Genomic DNA, 21,265 nt, shown 5'->3' with positions numbered 1-21,265 from the left:
CTTTATATCTTACTGACTTTTCATTTTTGATTCAACTCAAAATTAAAACATTATGAAAAAAATATTTTTTTATTCTTTACTACTTTTTTTCATTCAAGACTTTGATATAAAAGCTCAAGCTAATCCAACACAAGATGTGCAAGCTTCTTTTCAAAAGCTGAATGCTGGAAATATAGATGAAGCAATTGTTGACCTATCTGCTCTGCTAGAGGATAACCCTGATCATGCAGGAGCTTTAGGCATGCTAGGTATGGCATACAGACGAAAAAAGGAGTATGCCGAGTCCGTAGTGTATTACAAAAAAGCTGCTGAAATTCAACCAAAAAATATACAGAGTCAATACCAATTGGGAATCGCATATGCTTTAGCTGAAAATAAAGATTTGGCTTTCGAAACTCTGATGAAAGTAAAACAGAGCAATGCCTTTAACATTACTAACATTGGATTGAGTCCGGCTGCTTCAATTCTTTCTTCTGACCCAAGGTTTAAGCTTTTATTCCCTACTTCAGAGGAGTACGCCAACCCATTTGTGGAAGCAGATGTCGAAATTATACACGAGTGGAAAGGTGAGCATGTTAGAGATCAGTTTGGATGGATTGGCAGAAATATAGGAGATGTGGACCGTGATCAAGTGATGGATATTACTTCATCCGCTCCCACCAACAATGAAGGAGCCGCTGGGGCTGGAAAAATTTATGTTCATTCTGGGAAAACGGGAAAATTAATATGGTCTTATGCTGCCAAAGATGCCAATGGGCAACTGGGAATGAGCATTGAAGCTGCAGGTGATGTAGATGGTGATGGCATACCTGATGTAGTAGCTGGTGCCCCTTATGTAAATAAAACCTGGGTGTTTTCTGGCAAAAATGGAAGTGTAATTCATGAATGGAAAGGTTCAGATGAAAAAGGAGCTTTCGGTAGAGGGGTAAGAGGCGTGGGAGACGTAAATGGCGATGGATTTGGAGATATATTGATTGGTGAACCCTATCAAATTTGGGGCGGACCGTTGAACAGTGCTAAAGTTGAACATGCGGGTAAGGTGTATTTGCATTCTGGAAAAGATGGATCTGTATTAATGGAATGGAGTGGTGAAGAAATAGGAGATGGATTTGGCACTGCGCTGGCTGGAAAAACTACAGAAGGATCTACTATGCTAATGATAGGTGCTCCCGGTGTAGCGAATGGAGGTAAGGTGTATGTATATGAAGGGATGAAAAAAAGAACAGCATTTACCATTGATCCGGATGAAACAGGAAGAAGATTAGGAGGGATGTTCATGTCAATAGTCGGTGATGTCAACAATGACGGATTTCAAGATGTGTATGCTTCTGATTTTGCTAATGTGGCTCTGGGTAATTCTACGGGAAGAGCCTATATTCATTCCGGTAAGAATGGTAAACAGTTATATGTCTTTACAGGCGAAGGTCCTGGTGAAGGTTTTGGGATTGGCGTAGCTGATGCAGGAGATACCAACAAAGATGGATTTGATGATCTAGTGATTGGAGCCTGGCAGCATGCATCTGCAGCACCTGCTGGAGGCAAAGTGTTTGTTTACTCCGGAAAAGATGGAAGAGAGCTCCGCACGCTGACTGGAAATGTAGTGGGTGAAACTTTAGGTTTTGACGCCACTGGCATCGGCGATGTGAATGGTGACGGTAAAGTCGACCTTTTATTGACTTCAGCATGGAGTGCTATTAATGGATCTCAGTCTGGCCGCATGATGGTTATAGCAGGCAAGTAAGAAATTCATCTGATTAGCTGATGGATGTTGATTAACTTGCGACTTTTGGTAAGAGTTTAGTCGCAAGTTTTTCATGTCCCAACAATCACTTAATCTATTTGAAATACCATTCAAGGAATTATTTGCTAAAATCAAATCTGAATATTCAAGTTTTGAATACCATTTTGCCAAACATGCTATCCTAATCTATAACCAAGCAGGTCTTACCATAGGGCAAATCCGGTTACCCCTTCATTTATGTATAGATGATCAATTGGATATATTGACAGAGCAGGCTAAGGTACTTTACATTAGTATAGAGTCTGGGAGTGGTGCGTTATGTTTGATGGATGGAAATGTAAATACTTATCACACCACATTCTCTGCTTATATGACTAGGAAAAAGCAAGGAGTTAGTCAGATTAAATATTTGAATAAGAAAGGAAAATCCAGAGCTGGTTCTAGAGTGAGGCTAGCTAAAACTTTGGAGTTTTTTGAGAAAATAAACGCTAATTTAAATAAAGTGCTGAGTGAGCAAAAAGTAGATCGGATAGCGCTCAATTGCAGTACTACATTGATTCCTTATTTGCATAACTCCAAAGTGCCTTGTCCATTCGATAAGAAGGATTTTCGACTATATAAAATACCCCTCCATATTCCGCAATCTAACTTTACTCATCTGGATAAGGCCGTCAAAAAACTAATGGCCCCTAAGCTTTTTTATCATTTAAAGGATGTTGAGGACTTATCTGTTCTTACAGAGTAGTGGGCTCAACTTGTGAAACTTGAATTAAAATATTTCAATTCGACTAAAGTGAAAGCATAATTGTGAATCATATCACATTCACTTACAATACTTTTGCTTGCTAAGTAATTAGTAAAAAGATATGGACATTTCAACATTAGTCAATCAATTGTCAGGGGAGTTGGATGATCAGGCCTATCAGGCGTCTGATGAGCTGGCTAAAAATGGAAGCAATGAGGTAATCAATGAATTGCTGAAATTATTGGATCAAGGCTCTGACGAATCTAAGATCATTGCTGCTCGGACTTTAGGATTGATTGAAAACAACCAAAGTGCTTTGGATGCTATGTTGGATGCAATTGACAAAAATTCTTCATTAGCTGGCGAGCTGCTGGTAGAGTTGGAAAATTTCGATCTGAGTGCCAAGTATGTACCCATCTTCAAACTCTCGCTTTTTGGCGGTTTCAAAGTAGTATCCGTGGCACAAGATTTTTTAGATCACAAAGAATTTTATATTACGTCAAGGGTGATCAAAAAAGCCACAAAAGCCTGGCATCATTATGAAAACAATGTGAAGCATGATGAGGTCTTTGAATTGAAAAAACAAGAGGTAGAAGCTAGGCTAGCTGATCTTCAGGCCTTTGTGGATAACGAATAGTATATGCTCAAATTAGAAAATTCGTACCGTGCTCAATTGCCTTCTCAATTTTACGAAGATCAAGTACCTATTTCTGTAGCTCATCCAGAATTACTCTGTTTTAATGATTCATTAGCTCAGGATTTGAAAATTGATGAGGATTTTTCAAATCCTGATCTTACTAAAAATATCCTTTCAGGTAAACAAGTTCTCAAGAATACAAATCCTATTGCACAAGCCTATGCGGGTCATCAGTTTGGGCAATTTACTATGCTTGGAGATGGTAGAGCCGTATTGCTTGGAGAGCAAGTAGTGGATGGAAATAGATTTGATGTTCAACTGAAAGGCTCTGGAATTACGAAATATTCTAGAAGAGGAGATGGTAGAGCTACCTTATCGTCTATGCTTCGTGAGTATCTCATGAGCGAAGCAATGTTTTATTTAGGTGTCAAAACAACTAGGAGCTTGGCCGTGGTAAAAACTGGCGAGCCTGTCTATCGTGAAAAAATTTTTGACGGTGGAGTTTTAACTAGAATTGCGCAGAGCCATATACGAGTAGGTACATTCGAATATGCAAGATTTTATACAGGTCAATTGGAAACGTTTACCAAATATGTAATCGAACGACATGACCCCGATCTCTTAAGGCATGACAATTATGCTCTTGAGTTTCTGAAAAACGTGATAGACAGGCAAATTGACTTGATAGTGGATTGGATGAGAGTGGGATTTATTCATGGTGTAATGAATACTGATAATATGTCAATAGCAGGTGAAACCATTGACTACGGACCCTGCGCATTCATGAATACTTATCATCCAAAAACTGTATTTAGCTCTATTGATCGTCAAGGGCGATATGCCTTTGGAAATCAGCCGCATATTGCTCATTGGAATTTATCTATCCTAGCCAATTCTATTTTACCGTTAATCGCTAAGAATGAAAAAGAAGCAGTGGCTAGTGCAGAGGCAGTTCTTCATACATTTCCTGATGAATTTGCTAGGAGATATAGCGCTATGATGTGTGCTAAATTGGGCATTACTCATTCTGAGTCTTCTGATAATCAATTGGTGGATGATTTATTGGCTTTATTAGCAAAACATTCTATTGATTATACGAATTTCTTTGTTTCCTTAAGATATGATTCTATAGACAATCGTTTACTAGCCGATCAGACATTTATGACCTGGCATAGCAGATGGCAAAAAGCATTTAACCGATCAGCAAACAAGGAGGATGGTTTGGCATTTATGGATCAAAATAATCCTATAATTATTCCTAGAAACCATTTGATAGAAGAATCACTTTCTGATGCTATAGCAGGAAACATGTTTACCTTCAACAATCTCTTGCAAAAACTATCAAAACCATACGCTCATCAAGACACACAGCAGGTACCTACTGGCTATGATCAAAATTACCAGACCTTTTGTGGAACATAAATTTTATTGATCCCAATATTTTAAATATTCATCGAAATAATTATTTATAATCAATGCATCGTACTTATTTTGTGTGATGAAAAAGGTGAATGGTGAAACTTTTCAAAATAGAAAAGCAGAAAACTGAGAAAGAAGCCTTTTTAAAATCTTTTCCTGTATCCCCATAAGAATTTTTAATGCTCAAGCATTAATCAGTTTATTTTTGTGACCATACTAGTTTAGTTTCTAGTTACCCATTTAAATCATATATAGATATGGCAAAACGAATACTTTATACAGTAGCCTTATTCATGGTGGTGTATTATGCAAATGCCCAAAATTCAATCGGAGTAAACACGGATACTCCTAATCCAAATGCTGCATTGGATATTCAATCTGTAAGTGGAGAAGTTCAGGGTGTTTTAATACCAAGAATGACAACCGCGGATCGTAACAGTATGACATTAAACGATACTGATAATGGATTGATGGTTTTCGATAGCGATCTAGGCAATCTTTATATTTGGTTTAATAGCGATTGGCTACCAATGGCTATTGAAGGAAGCACTATAGTCAGTGTAGACGGCACCACTATTACTGGTGATGGAGGAATAACACCTTTGAGCGTCAATATAGGAACAGGACCAAGTCAGATCGTTCAATTAGATGCTTCTTCAGCTCTTCCAGCAGTTGATGGATCATTATTGACAGGTATAACGGCTACTATTAATCCTGATGACGTCACAACTTCAGAAATTTTAGATGGAACTATTACGGGTACAGACATAGCTAGTGCCACCATCACAGATGCCAATATCAACGATGTAGATTATGGAAAAATTACGAATACGCCAGCCAATCTGGATATAGATGCCACAGATGACATCACTATCGCAGATGTAGGAACATCTCCAAACCAGATCGTACAACTAGATGGTTCTGGATTGCTTCCTGCTGTAGATGGATCACAATTAACAAATGTTTCTACAGCGATAAGTGCAGATGCGGTCACAACTTCGGAAATTTTAGATGGCACCATTACAGGAGCAGATATAGCCAATCTCACCATCACAGATGCCAACATCAATGATGTAGATTATGCAAAAATCGCTAATACGCCAGCAAATTTGGATATTGATGCTACAGATGACATCACTATTGCAGATGTAGGAACGTCTTCAAACCAGATCGTACAACTAGATGGTTCGGGATTATTGCCTGCTGTTGATGGTTCTCAGTTGACAAATCTTCCTCCTGCGCCAGTTTTATCCGATGGATTAACAATCACAGGAGATGGAGATGGCGTTCCTTTATCAGTCAATAGCGGAGTAGGTCCAGATCAAATTGTACAATTGGACGGTTCTGGATTATTGCCTGCGCTTGATGGTTCACAGTTGGCGAATCTTCCAATTACACCTGTCTTGTCTGATGGATTAACGATCACAGGAGATGGAGATGGCGTTCCTCTATCAGTCAATAGTGGAGTAGGTCCAGATCAAATCGTACAATTAGACGGTTCTGGATTATTACCTGCACTTGATGGTTCACAGTTGGCGAATCTTCCAATTACACCTGTCTTGTCTGATGGATTAACAATCACAGGAGATGGAGATGGTGTTCCTCTCTCGGTCAATAGTGGAGTAGGTCCAGATCAAATTGTACAATTGGACGGTTCTGGATTATTGCCTGCGCTTGATGGTTCACAGTTGGCGAATCTTCCAATTACACCTGTCTTGTCTGATGGATTAACAATCACAGGAGATGGAGATGGCGTTCCTTTATCAGTCAATAGCGGAGTAGGTCCAGATCAAATCGTACAATTAGACGGTTCTGGATTATTGCCTGCGCTTGATGGCTCACAGTTGGCGAACCTTCCAATCACACCTGTCTTATCCGATGGATTAACGATCACAGGAGATGGAGATGGCGTTCCTTTATCAGTCAATAGCGGAGTAGGTCCAGATCAAATCGTACAATTAGACGGTTCTGGATTATTACCTGCACTTGATGGATCTCAATTAACCAATTTGCCAACCACTGTGGTTTCTGGAAATGGAGTAACTGTTTCTGGAGCTAATGTTGATTTGGGAGGCGTTTTATCGGCTTCAAGCACGGTAACTACAGGAGCTGGTTCAGATTTAGTTGTAAACGGAGCTGGTATTTTGGACATAGATGCAGTAGCTGATTTTAGTGCGCAGTCAACCTTTTCAGATATTGATGTTGTTGGAGGGAGCATATTTGGCGCTACTTTGACTCAGGCTGACAATACTTTCAATTTGACAGACGACGGCACAGGTAATAGCGCGTCTTTTGAACTAAGTGCCTTGACTGCAGCCCAGTCTTACTCTTTACCTGATGCGAGTGGTCAACTTGCATTATTCAGCGACATAGCGGGAGGAGGACTTTGGGCTGATAATGCAGGTGATATCAATTATGCTGGTGGTTTGGTAGGTATTGGTACTGTGACACCCATGTCACCTCTGCAAGTTGAAGACGGATTGAGTTTTTTTAGATTCCAAAATTCTACTGAAACTGTTTTTGGTGATTTTATAGGTTCTGAGTTATATGTAGATAAGACTAATGCTACAATAAATGAACTTAGATATATTTCAGGATCTCCTGCTAGTTTTCTGTTTTTTGAAAATGGTGATATTCAATTTATGCACGTAGACCCAGGTGCTGCCGATGCCATTGCTGATTTGAATGCAGATATGGAGTCCTCTATGACTTTGTTTGCGGATAGATCAGCGGAATTTTCAGGGATTGTCAATTTCAAGACTAATCAGGCAATAACTCTTCCAGTGGGGAATGACACAGAACGAAGTGCAATCGCTTCACCGCAAGACGGTATGATCCGATACAGTAATGAGATAGGAGTTGAAGGGTTTGAAGGAAGAGTATTAGGAACCTGGCAGCCATTAGGAGGTAGTTCTAATTTGACATTGCCCTATTCAGATAATTTTGCTAGCAATGCCGTCCCTTTATTTGAACTTATAAATACGGATGGTGGGTCTGGTGTGACAGCTCGTTTTGTAAATAGCGCAAATTTAGATCCAACAATTCAGGCAATTACAGATTTAGGTCCTGGAGCAACTGGTTTGATGGGAGGAATTGCCCTGGCTAGTTATGATGATGGAAGCACCTTGCAAAATGTATCTAAAATCAGAAGTGACATTGTCGATGGATCTGCAGCAGGATTTGCAGGAAACTTGGAATTTGAAGTGGCAAATGGAGGTGTTTTATATAAAGGGCTGACGCTAAAACATAACGGAGACGCAGAGTTTCCAGGAGCTTTGAAAATAGGGGATACTGGTAATGTGTTATCAGCTAGCGATGAAGGCACATTAAAATATGTGCTAGCCTCAGGTTATGAATATTGGGATGGTAGTGTTTGGCAACCACTTGGCGGAGGTAGTCTTAGCGGTGCTATTAATGGGCTAAATGTTAATGGTTCCAATGTTGAATTAGGAGGATCTCTTTCTACCACAACTGAAATTGATGCTAATGGTTTTGAGTTTACCATAACAAGAGGAGCACCATCTCCATCACCTACTTTGCATCTATTCAATAACAATACTACAATTGGTGCAGGACCGAATTTGGTTTTTGAATCAACCAATGATGGCAGCACTCCGCTAATTGCTGCGAATATTGAAGCAAGGAAATTGACTACTACAGATGCAGACTTATCTTTAAGAGTGTTGTCAGGTGGAGCGGTAAATGATGTATTAACCATTGATGGTGCTAATGGCACAGTGTTTTTAGATAATGGTTTCGACCTAGGACTTGGAGGAGTGACTGCACCTTCAGGCGCTCTGGATGTAGATGTTGGATTAGGTTCAGCCTATGTAAGAGCCAATAGTAATATCACATTCGGCTTATTACAGATTCAGCAGGATGGTACAGGAGATGCTTCTGTCAGAGTTCAAAATGGAGGACAGGCCTATACTTATGGAATAGACGCCCTAGATAATTCTTTCAAAATCAATGCAGGAACAATTATATCTGATGTAAGTGATTTTACTATAGCCAGTAGTGGAAATGTAGAGGTTAGCAATAACTTGGATGTATTGGGAACCACTACTACGAACAATTTAGATGTGACTACTACTTTGAGAATTGATGGGGCATTAATCAATACACCGCCTGTAAGTGCAGTTTCTGGTGCTGTAGCTCCAGATCGGAGACTCCTAACGATTACGGGAACAATTTCAAGTATCGATCCAGGTCAACAGGGTCAAGAAATCATACTTCTGACTGAAGGAGGGACGACAACTATTAATGACGGTGTATTCTTACAGACTGGAAGTGTGGGTGGAGACATTAATGCTAATGATTTTTCCACTTTTCATCTAATTTATCATGGGAGTCAATGGATTGAAATGTCTAGATCTCTAAAATAATTAAACATGAAAGATTTAATTATTTTCATTTTAATCATTTTGTCTGCACCCTTGACGTTTGCGCAACAAACCACAATGGGGTCAAACACAACTCTGAATATCAAAGGAAATTCTTCCTTGTACTTCAGTACGGATGCAACATTTGAAGGATCATTATTCAATGAAGGTGAAGTAATGATTGAAAACGCTTCCATTTTTAATGGAGTAGTAGAAAATAGTGGTTTAGTGCAAGCTATAGGAGGTAGTACTACCACAACTTCTTCCTTATTTTTCAATAGATCCAATGCAACTTTTGAAGTAAATGGAGATGCCATATTGGATGGTTCAATTGAGAACAATGGTCTTGTCCAAGTGATAGGGGATGCCGCACTGGAAATTTCGTCCTTGTTTAATAACAATTCTGAAGCAATACTTGATATTGGTGGAAATGCTGCATTAGATGGAACAGTCGTCAATAATGGCGAAATATTGGTATCTGGAGCATCAACTTCAGTGATAAATGGTTCAATCGATAACAATAATGATTTGACTTTTGGTGGTGACACAGAAAACAATGGTTCAGTCAATAATAATGGATTCATAAATGTGGTCGGCAACCTAGGAGTTTTTGGTACTTATTCAAATGCAGATGGAGCTACCACTCTAATTGAAGGAAATTTAGATCAAGTTTCTCCTATCGTGAATAACGGGGTGATTGAAATATTAGGTAATGCTATATTCTCAGGGAGCTTCACTAATAACAATGAAATCACATTTATGAATTCAAGTTCATTTGAAGATGCAGTTTTCAATAGCCAGAAAATGTATATCGGTGGTAATTCAAATTTTACAAGTGAACTTTCAAACACTGGAGAAATAATATCATTTGCAGATGCGCAATTGAATTTTCAAAACAATAAGAATTTAGGAAATTTAAGCTTCTCAGACGTAGATGAGGCAATTCCAATTACAGAAGTTATTTTGGAAAGTAGTGCAGATTCTATTCTCATTGATCATTTGAATATTAATATCAATGGCAAAGTTACGATGCCATCGACTTTCGTTCTGATTCAAACCGAGCTGAATATTGAGCAAGGCGTATTAAACACAACCAATCAGGATAATTTCCTTGTCACCGGACACATAAATGTAAACTCCGCTAATTCTTCTGCTCCAGCCTATATTGAAGGTAAAATGTTGGCAGTAACATCCGCTAACTCGATCACTTTCCCCATGGGTATCAATGGTTTCCCCAATTACCTTACGCTCAACAGTAGCACAGCTGGGATAACAGTCAAAGTTGAATGTAAAATACCGGATCTAGATAGTCTGTTTACAGATGAGCAAACCATGGGATTAGCTCCTGACGTGGAATGGACTCTTCAGAGTTTATCTGATAGTGCAGAGATGAATGTTTCTGTAGATTATTCAGGAGTAGATTTTACAAATTCGGCCAATTTCATTAATGCAAGGGAATATGACGCTACACTTCAATCCTATGATAGGAGTGATTCACTTTTTCATGCTTTAAGAACCGTTGAATCTGATCATGCAAATATTGGTACAGCTGTGCCTACAGAAGGTACAATTAAAACATCCAATCAAATTTGGATCACCTCTAAGCCAACACGGTTTGCCTTAGGTTTATCTCCTGTTCTCACCGAACCAGAAGTATATGTGCCGAATGTTTTTACTCCAGATGCAGACATGAATGAGAACAGAGTATTTCGACCTTTCATTGGAGGAGCAATTGTTAATGCCATTAATATCATCATATTTGATTCATTCAATAGTGAAGTATACTCATCCAATCAATCTGGTGAAGACCTGGATTTAGAGTCTCTGGGCTGGGATGGAAACTTAAAAAATGGATTTGAAGCACCTGAAGGTGTTTATTATTATAATATTAGCATTGAATACAAAATAAACGATGAAGTAAGCGATAAATATTTTAATTCGGGAGAAAGAGATCAAACTCAAACTTTTAGTAAGCTGGGTTCCGTGATGTTAGTTAAATAGAAATGAAGAAAGCGCTTTTAGTTATTTTCTTATTAAATACCCTTACTGTCTCAGCTCAGGAAGGACAATTCTCGCAGTACTTTGCAAGTGGAGCGTTGATGAATCCCGCTTTTCCGGGCACCATTACTACTATCAATTTCAATTCAAATTACAAACGAGGCGGAAGTCCTGATCAGGAAAATCATGTAGAGTTGATGCAAGGTTCATTTTCGTATCCTTTGAGAAGAATTACAACTAAAGAAGAATATTTTGGTAGCGTAGGGTTTACATTTTTTAGAGAAAACAGGGGTTATCAAGGGGCCTATAGAAATCAAAAAGTCCTGGGCAATTTCTCCTATGTAGTCAATCTTTCGGAGCTGAGAAATCAATTATTGGTATTTGGCGTTCAAGCGGGTTATGCTCAATTAAACCTTATGGGTGATGGGTACAAATGGGGGTCACAATTCAATCAGTATCTTGATGATGGCCATGATGGTAGTTTAGCTGGTGAAAATGTAGCCTTTGATCCTGTTTGGTATCCTGTGATCAACTTTGGCGCCCTATATACTACCTATGACAATGATGACTATAAAATTCGAGATTATGCCTTTTCAGCAGGGATCAGTGCCGACAATCTGAACCGACCTAATATCGGAACTATCGGAGACGAAGAGGCAAAAAAGGCTATGTTGTATAAAGCATTTGCTGTTTTTCAATTTCCGATTGGTGCAAGATTTTATGGACATCCCTCTGCTTATATACTCAATTCTAATGGGAGTACGCAGCTAAACTTAGGCATGTATATTTCAACCTTTGTGAGTTCATCTCAATCTAACTTAGGTGTGGAAATACAAACTGGTGCATGGTATAGAGTGGATGATTCTTTTATCGGTCTAATTGGTTTGAAAGTAGAACAATTTAAATTAGGATTCAGTATCGATATGAATGCCACCGACCAAGGCATAAACGAACAAATAAACGGCAATGTGTCAGCCTATGAAATTACGCTTGGTTATAGCTTTGAGCTTCACAAATCCTATAGGAGATTATCTAACCCCATGTTCTAAATGAAAAAAGTACTTTTCTTTATATTCATTATTACAAGTGTAAATAGTCTTTACGCTCAATCCATTCCTAAAATATTGGAACTAGGAGACGAGCAATTTGAGAACAATCGTTTTTTGGAAGCCATTCCTTATTATGAAAAAGTGTATGCTGTAAACAAAAGGAATTATTACGCAGGATATCAGTTAGCTATTTGTTACGAACAAACCTTGCAGTTTGAAAAAGCAGAGCAAACTTTTAAAACCATAAGTGAAGCACCAGAGCATGAGTATCAAACCAAATCCATTTATAAATATGCTACGCTAAATAAACGAAATAGTCATTTCGATTTGGCAGACTCTATTTATCTCGAACTGGCGAAAATGCCTAATGTGGAACCATCACTTTTGGAACTGGCTAACCAACAGCGAGAAGGGTGTTTGTTAGCAAAAAGAGAACAAGAACAAAACAGAAATTTCAAAACAGAATTAATAAAGAAGCTTAATAGTAATTTCCATGACTATGGTGCCACAGAGAATCCAGCCAATGGAAACATTGTTTTTGCTACTTCTAGAAATCTATCAGGAGAACAGTATAAAGGAAGCCAGTTTAGTGGTCTATTGCCTGATATGATGATGTATGAAATGAAGGGAAATGGTAACTACTCTAATATTAGCGGTAGGCAAAAATTCAACAAACTAAATACCAAATGGTCTGAGGGCTCTGGTGTTTTTAATGCTCAAGGAGATAAATTTTATTATACCTCGTGCGAAAATGATCAAGGAAATGCTGGTTGTAAAATTAAGTTTAGCCAATTGAAAGATGATAAATGGTCAAACCCAATGGTGCTAAATGATTTTATAAATGAAGCTAATTCTGAAAATAAACACCCTTCATTATCTGTATCAGGGGATACTTTATTCTTTTCTTCTGATCGACCTGGTGGGCATGGAGGAAGCGATATTTGGATGAGTCTACGAGGGGATGAGGGAGAGACTTGGCTGCCTGCTATAAACATGGGCAAAGTAATCAACACTCCTGAAAATGAAATAACTCCCTATTATTCTTCACCTCACGGGAGTTTGATTTTTAGTAGCAACGGACATGTAGGCTATGGTGGATACGACATTTATGGGGCTAAAGGAAATTCATTTTTTTCTCCAGATTTATTCAACATTGGGTTCCCATTCAACTCTACTTGGGACGATACATATTTCTTTATTGGAGACAGTATTGGCTATTTGTCTTCCAATAAAGAGAATAAGGAGGTATTGGATCTTTATAAGTATTCCGTACCTGACGAAAAGCTGTTTTTATCTCTGTTGTTTGCTGGAGAATTGATGGTTGATGGTCAAATCATGTCAAAATATCGAGATGCAGGCTCCATAGATTTGGTCACTTTTAGAGCTGAAGATTATGAGGGCTATGCGCTATTCCAGCCTGTAGTGGTCAAGAAAAAAGATTTAAGAAAATTATTTAATTCAAGCGCGGTTGAAGGAGGTACAATTGCTTCAAATTTGGAATCAGCACGTGTAGAACGTTCAGCTAAAACTAAATCGCGTGTCGAGGCAATTGCTGAGACTAAACCAGTTGAATTGAAATCTTATGAATCCGCAGATGACGTAGAGCGTTTGTATTTTGATTACAGTGATTTCATACTGCGTGAACCATCAAAAGTCGCATTAAAAAACTTGTACGAAAGACTCCAAGGTCAGTCTTATACCAGGGTAAATCTTTTAGCTTATTCTGATTACTTAGGGTCTGATCAAGTAAATGTTGATTTAAGTCAAAAAAGAGGAAACACCGCCAAGGAATATTTAATCTCATTGGGGATGCCGTCTGAAAAAATCGAGGTGCTAGCCCGAGGCGAACTACGTTCTGATCAAGAACGAGATCATTGGTTTAGGAGAGTAATGGACAGAAGGGTAGAGCTGCATGTGGATAGCCCTCAACAATTAGAATTATCTATCGCTAAGAATATAATATTGAGAAAACCATTATCGCTAGATGAGATAGCACAGAAATTAAATCTAGATCCTGAGAAAGTTTATCAATGGAATGGCTCGAATTCGGAAGTGTTGACACCAGGTACGTCAGTTCGTTTATATATACCCAATAACCAAAAGCTTGATTCTAAATATTTTATAACTGAAGATAACATTTGGGATGTGTTTTAATTATCCTTTCGTCACCAAAATATAAGCCCCCCAGTTATACGGGTTTTCATCTTCCAGTCGGTAGAGTGCTCTAGCCTTAAAAAATGCTTCTTGTGGATTTTCTAAATCCCGTAATTGTTCATAAAGCAAATTCATAAAACGTCTGGCCGCTTGATCATTAATTTTAACTAAACTAATAAGGACATTGTCTGCACCTGCGACCAAAAATGCTCGTTGCAATCCAAATACGCCTTCACCGTTTTCAACTGTACCTAGACCAGTTTCGCAAGCTGCTAAAACGACTAAACTAGTCTGATCGAGTTGTAAATTCATAGCCTCATATGCCGTAAGAATACCATCATTGGTACTGCCTTCTTGCTTGCTCAGGAATACTCCAGAACTATGTAGTGGGTCAACGTTGTCTGGGTCATCTTTGAAAAAACCATGAGTGGCAATATGGATGACACCTGGGTTTTGAAATGCTTTGATTTGATCTTCAGTAGCTTCTTTGAAATAATAAGACTCTGTATGCCATTTTCGAACATCGAGAATTTTTGTGATATCCTTAGCTTCTTCTTCAGCTCCAGCTAATTGCTTGAGTTGCATATATTCTGTTTGTACATTAGAGAAATCTGGATTCCCAACGATTCTAGCCTCTCTAATGAGTTTTTTGTCTTCAGAGTATATTAAATCCTTACCACTGGTGATATTAGAGATATTAATTTCATCAGCTACATACTTTTTATTCTCATTGTCATAGAGAATGGCAGGATTGAGTTTGTGATAAATCCCATCTGGGGAGAGATAAACTCTATTTACATCTCCCAAATGTTGCTGAATGGGCTCCCAGAATATCTTGTGTGTGAGCTTGTCCTTGATTCCAAATTTGATGGCATTGTTGTATAATTTCAATCCTTTTTCGAAGTCTATCGCTCTATCCCAAGTGACTGCTTCAATCACACTGTCTTTTTTAATAACAAAAGCCACGTAGTGCGCTTGATCCTCAAATCCCTGATCCAATTCCTGATCTACAATTTTGGCGTGATAGTTTCTGAATTGGATGATGTCAATCATGGCCGTGCTGTCTGGAATGACCTGACTTATTTCCTCCCAGGTATGATAAGCACTTCGTTCTTCTTCTAAAAAGACATGAAAAGTCTGAGCCAATTCCTTCTCTAGGTTCGCACAGTAAACCTCCATTTCTTCAATACTCAACCCTTGTTTATCTCTTTCTTCTTGCGTCAGTAGATAGGCTTGAGCCAATAAATATTTTTCTTCTCTCCACGTGTTGTACGTCTTAATGATAGCTTCATCTCCACTCGAAAGGATGATTCTACGCATTTTTTCAGATGCGTAAAATAGCATGCCTTTTGTATTGATAAAGTGATTTAAAGCATGAATTGCATAATCAGTATGCACAAAACTTGGCTGAAAAGCCAATGCACAATAGCGTTCTATATTACTTCGCGTTTCATTGAAATATAACTTTCGTTGGTTGTCAGTTAAAACCGGAAAAATATCATGCATGTGATGAATTTCAGCATCGAGCGCATGGTCAAAGGCATCCATAGCTGCTATCGTATCTTGTTCTATGAGATGATAAATGGCCAAATCGTTTACGGTCTTGATATACAGTGGATGATATCCTCCAAGCGTCTTTAATCGAATTTGTTTGGCCTGATCTAGTAATTTTTTGGCAAGTCCCATACTACCAAATTGCATATATAAGAGTCCTACATTGCTCAACGACGTTGCGTAGGTGGGATGATTTGTACCATATATCGTGCGATCCATATCCAACACTTTAGCATAGGTGTCTAACGCTCGATTTAATTCACCTCTGATTTTATAAATCCCTGCAAGGTTGCTGAGGCTTGTTGCATAATCAGGATTGATATTACCATAAATTTCCTGAAAGGCTTTTGCACTTTCATTGAAGTATTTTTCAGCTTCGTCCAGCTTGCCTTCGCGCATGTAAATAGTTCCCAAATTATTGAGCAGTTTGGGTTTTACAGTTCTGATGTCCTTATTTTCATCTAGTCCTTTAGCAATGTATTTTTCTGCTGATTCCAGATCATTCAACCGATAATACAAGATGCTTAGGTTGTTGTAAGTTTCTAATTTTAGAAGGGGATCATTGCTGAAAAGACTGTCTTTTCGTTGTAGGTTTTCCAAAAGGTAAGTTTCCGAATCAGAAAAATCACCTAGCTCAATCATTAAGGCAGACAAGCGATCGATAGCCATTAATAAAAGTAGTTCTTGGTTTCCTTCTGCAGCTTGAACAGCCTTAATCAATATGGCTTCACTTTGAGCCATATCTCCAAAATTTCTGTAAGTTGTACCTAGTTCAATTTGCAAGGCGATTTGAGTGGAATCCTTAGGATTATCAATCTTCTCAATAGCTTTTTCTAAAGCATCTACACTTTCTGCAAAATCTCCTTTTTCTCGATTGTAAACGCCTTTGTTATAAAGAAATCCTATTTGTTTATCAAGATCATTGGCATAGTGCCTATTTATTATACTTTCAGCTTTGTCCAGGTAATCTTGTGCAGCTACAAAATTGGCTGATTCCCTATAAAAAGTAGATAAGTTATAATACAAACCCAATAAATCTGGGTGCGTGTCTGGTTTGGTTTTTAATTCTACTGTTAGTCCGCGCAACAAAGCATCCAACCCTTTTTTCTTTTCATTTATTTCCCATAGCAACAGTCCTATGTTGTTGTATAGAGCGGCTATACCCAGTTCGGTGACGCATCTTCCCGAGTCTAAGTCCTCTATCAATGCGGTAGCATAAAACCTTGCTTTTTCAGGTTCAGGGTACTTATAGGTATAGACACTATCCAGTTTTTGCAGGCAGGTTTGGGCATTAGTAAAGGTAGAAGACCCGCTCACCAGCAATAAAATAAATGGAATATAAAAGTGCTTGTTTAATCTGTGCATGAAACTCATTTACAACTTGAAGATAATAATAGAATTAAAAGAAGAGCCAGTGGGTTAAATATAATTAATTGCAGGTTTCATACGGCATAAACCATTTGCTTTCAATCAAATAGTTTAATGATTATTTCCTTTTGGTATGGCTTGCTACTTGCCAGACATCGCAATATGCATTTCTAGATATTGGGAACATAGAAAATTGAACTTGCCGAAACAAATTAGCACTTCGTGTCAGTCTATTTTAGGAGAATTATTAAGAATTAGTTTTTTAAAACCAACTTCGGATTGTAGATGGCTTTTATGCTAATGATTAGACTTATATGTTAGTAAACTATGAAACGTTCCATTTCGCCATTTACAAAAAGAAAATACATACCGGGTGGATATTTACTCACATCCATTTCGAAAGTGTTAGATACTGAAAGGACAGAGTTGTTAATGAATTCCAATCCTGACAGACTTAATATTTTCACTTGTACCTCCGACAAGTCTTTATATACAAACTTTAGTTTTTGGTCTTTAATGGGATTTCCCAAAAGCTGAAGAGAATGCCCAATAGATTCTAAACTCACTATTATTATTTGACTGTACTCAAATTCACCATCATAATCTACTTGCTTTAGCCTATAATAATTAGTGTTTGATATAGGATTAGAATGAGTGAAAGAGTATTGTTGTTTCTTATTGATAGTACCAGCCCCAGATACTTGTCCAATGGTATAAAAATCAAAACCATTTTCACTATGTTCTATTTCAAATCGATCATTATTGAGTTCAGTTGCAGTGGTCCAATCTAATACGATGTTGTTACCATCAAATTTCCCAGAAAAGGAAACAAACTCAACAGGGAGCAAAGTTGTAGTGACCGAGGCAACAGTAAAATAAGTATCTGCTAGGTCATCGATCGTGACCGTAGCCAATATATAATCCGACCCAAATGCTGAAGAAGAGTATCCAACCCATTCTCCTTCTGAATTATCATATTTAGCAATGATTAAATCAGAGCTTCCTGCGATAGCATCTTCAGTAGTATCAAAAAATATCGCAATATCAACTGTGCCAGTAGCTCCAAAATTGAGATCATAATAACCTGAGGTCGTAATCGCCTGGGGATTATAACTACCATCTACATCAAAAGTAGAACCAATAGCATGCGGATCAGATCGGATATATTCTGTTGTGGCGGTCATAATAGAACCTGGATCAACGATAGCAGGACGATAATAATCAGTACCAGCATTATTGTCGCCAATAGGAATGAATTTTGAATCAGCAAATGCAGCTATTGATACAGGGCCTTGAATATGGGCAGATGATGAAAAGCCAGAAAAACTGGTTGAATTGGAAATAGACAAAACCCCTGGGGATGTCGTTTGAGCTGTAAGAATTCCCTCCTCAAAGGTCAAAGAACTCGTTACCGTAAGATCACTATCTAATGTGAGTCCAGCTGCATTATCAATTACAATCTCTGCTACTGATGTGGTACCGCCATCTAAAGCACCAAAGCCTGTGGTTTGTGCTGAGGCTCCATTGAAATGAAATATGGTTCCACTGACAATGTTGAGGTTGTCTACATCGAATTGATTAGCTCCAAATCCAGTGGTATTCGAAACTTTAATTGTAGAACCACTAGCAAATGCTAAATCACCCACCTCGAAAGAATATTCGCCAAGAATAAAGGTGCTTCCTGATTGAAATTCATGATTGATATACCTATTCCCTGTAGCTGTCACATCACCTAATAGCTGAACTACAGTAGGAGCACTGCTCGAATATACCAAATCAAGATCAGTGCCTATTCTATAGATGTCTCCGCTAAAGAAAATTGTATCTCCTGTTACAGCTGTTAAATTTTCATCTCGTATTTCTGATGTAGAAATGAGACCATTTCGTATAATAAATGTATCCGTTCCTAGATCCGTGCGATTAGTAACGGTTTGGTAATAGATTCCATTGATAGTAATGGTGTTTGCTCCATTTGAAAAATTCCCGTAGTTATCACCTCCATTGTTTTCTAGAATGGCATATTCGGCTGAAGATGCATTAGGAAAGAAGGTTTGATCTCCTCCAAAATCTACAGCCGCATCAGTAGTATATCTCAATACACTGTAAGTCTCCCAGTAGCCATTGGTACTGGTTCCGAAGTCTATGATGTAATCATCAATTCCAGAAGAAATAACGCCACCTCCAGCTAAAGAACTACCTTCTTTAACAATAAATGTCCCTGTAATGGTAACTGCGGCCTCTACATCCAAAACACCTCCATCTTCAATCGTAAGGTCATACTCACTTGATCCATCATCATTAATGGTGAATGGATTGTCAATTTCTAAAATTCCCCCTGATTCGATAAATAACTGATCGCTGTTATATCCGGTGGTTTCAATAGTAACTGTATTGTATATATAAACAGGGCCGACATCTGCTGCTGTGGCATTGGGATTCTCACTGGTAGAAGCAGTGACCCAACCAGCCCCATCTATGAAATATTCCCATACAGTACCCGAGCTATTGCCCCAGTCACCATCAGCCACAGAGCGCCAAGAGGTGGCGGCAGTTACATCAAAGCTAGTTCCGGTATATCCAGCACCTGAAGTGAATGAAAGTGTATAATCACCTGACGTATCAAAATATAAATCTGAAAAAGTGTAATTACCTGATGTAAAACTCAATGTGACGGCTCCTGAAGTAAAAGTGAAACTACCAGAGTTAATTGTTTCTGTTACATCTGTAATAGTGAATGAACTATTCACATCTTCATCAAAGTGACCCGCAGCATCTACTGTTCTAATACTAAAACCAAAATATACGTCTGTAGTAGTTCCAGTTCCAACAACTGATGGTTCGTGTTGTAATTCTAACAATGAAGCAGTTACATCAATGATATTATTTGAAGCATTGGTTTCTATTTGATTAGCCGTCTGGAAAGTACTCGAAACACCTTCTATTTCTATGTTGGAAGCTCGAACTAAGAACTGGAGCAATTCGTTGTCAATATTTTGCGAACCATTGTAAGTGTCTACAAAATCTATGGTAATGGAATAGGATTTAGTGGTTCCGTCAGACACATAGCCTATGTCGGAGGCAGAAGCAAATGAAAGCCCTGAAAAGGTTAATGAATTAGCGCCAATAGTTGCTGTGGTGCTCCCTCCACCAGTTTCATCAGTGAGGGTTACAGTTTCAAAAAGCGTGGTCCAATCTTGGATGGCATTATTTGTTCCTTCAGCAATCACTAATTCAGAAAATGCAGTAGAGTAGCCATCAGAGGCACCATCATCCACAATGTCAAAGTGAAAAATTTCAGCTGATGAAGAAGTAGGATCTATTGTTGCAGATGACCCTGATTCATCCATTACTAATGTAGTAGATGCGTCCGTTCCGCCAAACCCTACTGGAGTTAGTGAGATATTATCCATGGCTAGTGCCTGATCATTTCCATACTGTGGAGGCGAATTTGGATCAAACGTAAATTTCAAATAGATGTACTCATTTGCGTCTAGAGAAATTCCATTGATATTGTAAGTTTGGTCTGCAAATTTTTTCCAACCATCAGCATATTCATTACTGTTGTTAAGAGTAGTCAGTTCTGTCCAACTTGCTGATGATAAATCATTTGTGATATTTGTGGATGAGACATAATAGTAAATACCAATGGTGCCATAAGCGATGGAAGAAGAAGCAATTTCGTAGTAATAATAAGCATCGAGCTCCAGTTCTATGGCTGTAATCTCAAACGAACCTGTGTTCTGAATTTTGGTTATTAATGCATCCACATTTGTTGCGAAATTGGCTGTAACAGCAAATCCTATTGATGGCTCTGTGGCATTCAACCCATCCAAATCAAAATTGTATGAGTGTATGTTGTCCTCAGATCCGTAGTCATCCCATTGGCCTCCTTCTTCATTGGCTGTAATATCTTCTCCTGCTGCATAGGCGTCTCCAAAACCACCACCTCCATCCATATCAAAATCGTTGTCATTGTCCAGATCAACTGCCCAATTATCTGAATCTATCTGGGAGGAGCTGGGACTTGCGACTAAAGGAGCCGTGTCGGCATTGAAATTGTCGAATGTGATGGTTATTCCAGTTTCATCCATTGAATACTGGGCTTTGATAGCTCCAGAACATAGGAGTGCAAAAACTAATATGACAAATCGATTATAATAAATTCTCATAAATATGCTGGTGTAATAAATAAGGAGGCTAAACTATTGTGTCCAATTA

The 21,265-nt window shown here is 38.4% G+C and carries 10 protein-coding genes; 8 read left to right on the top strand and 2 right to left on the bottom strand.

Annotated features, from left to right (window positions below):
- The first annotated feature begins 52 nt into the window (after positions 1–52).
- The 8 genes from ABJH98_RS08070 to ABJH98_RS08035 all read left to right on the top strand — a co-directional run bounded on the left by ABJH98_RS08070 (position 53) and on the right by ABJH98_RS08035 (position 14,125).
- The gene (locus ABJH98_RS08070) at positions 53–1,741 is read left to right on the top strand and encodes an FG-GAP-like repeat-containing protein (protein ID WP_348307143.1); all 1,689 of its coding nucleotides are present in this window, start codon (positions 53–55) and stop codon (positions 1,739–1,741) included.
- Between the two features lie 73 nt (positions 1,742–1,814).
- Positions 1,815–2,486 carry a hypothetical protein gene (locus ABJH98_RS08065; protein ID WP_348307142.1) on the top strand — a complete coding sequence of 224 codons (672 nt, stop codon included), beginning with the start codon at positions 1,815–1,817 and terminating at the stop codon, positions 2,484–2,486.
- 121 nt (positions 2,487–2,607) lie between these two features.
- On the top strand, positions 2,608–3,123 hold the full coding sequence (locus tag ABJH98_RS08060) for a HEAT repeat domain-containing protein (protein ID WP_348307141.1): 516 nt from the start codon (positions 2,608–2,610) through the stop codon (positions 3,121–3,123).
- A gap of 3 nt (positions 3,124–3,126) precedes the next feature.
- Positions 3,127–4,545, top strand: coding sequence for a protein adenylyltransferase SelO family protein (locus tag ABJH98_RS08055; protein WP_348307140.1), 1,419 nt, complete (start codon positions 3,127–3,129; stop codon positions 4,543–4,545).
- Between the two features lie 254 nt (positions 4,546–4,799).
- Positions 4,800–8,927, top strand: coding sequence for a hypothetical protein (locus ABJH98_RS08050; protein ID WP_348307139.1), 4,128 nt, complete (start codon positions 4,800–4,802; stop codon positions 8,925–8,927).
- A 6-nt stretch (positions 8,928–8,933) separates the two neighbouring features.
- Positions 8,934–10,925 carry a gliding motility-associated C-terminal domain-containing protein gene (locus ABJH98_RS08045; protein ID WP_348307138.1) on the top strand — a complete coding sequence of 664 codons (1,992 nt, stop codon included), beginning with the start codon at positions 8,934–8,936 and terminating at the stop codon, positions 10,923–10,925.
- Positions 10,926–10,927: 2 nt separating this feature from the next.
- Positions 10,928–11,971, top strand: coding sequence for a PorP/SprF family type IX secretion system membrane protein (locus ABJH98_RS08040; RefSeq protein WP_348307137.1), 1,044 nt, complete (start codon positions 10,928–10,930; stop codon positions 11,969–11,971).
- Positions 11,972–14,125 carry an OmpA family protein gene (locus ABJH98_RS08035; RefSeq protein ID WP_348307136.1) on the top strand — a complete coding sequence of 718 codons (2,154 nt, stop codon included), beginning with the start codon at positions 11,972–11,974 and terminating at the stop codon, positions 14,123–14,125.
- Here ABJH98_RS08035 and ABJH98_RS08030 read toward each other — a convergent pair whose 3' ends face one another.
- Positions 14,126–17,044, bottom strand: a complete 2,919-nt coding sequence (locus tag ABJH98_RS08030) for a CHAT domain-containing protein (RefSeq protein WP_348307135.1) — start codon at positions 17,042–17,044, stop codon at positions 14,126–14,128.
- Positions 17,045–17,364: 320 nt separating this feature from the next.
- Positions 17,365–21,216 (bottom strand): hypothetical protein, encoded by a 3,852-nt coding sequence (locus ABJH98_RS08025; protein WP_348307134.1) that lies wholly within the window; start codon positions 21,214–21,216, stop codon positions 17,365–17,367.
- Positions 21,217–21,265 lie beyond the last annotated feature (49 nt).

Origin of the sequence: Reichenbachiella sp. (assembly GCF_039969095.1) — a bacterium.
Classification (GTDB): Bacteria; Bacteroidota; Bacteroidia; order Cytophagales; family Cyclobacteriaceae; genus Reichenbachiella.
This window is presented reverse-complemented; position numbering and strand designations above follow the sequence as displayed.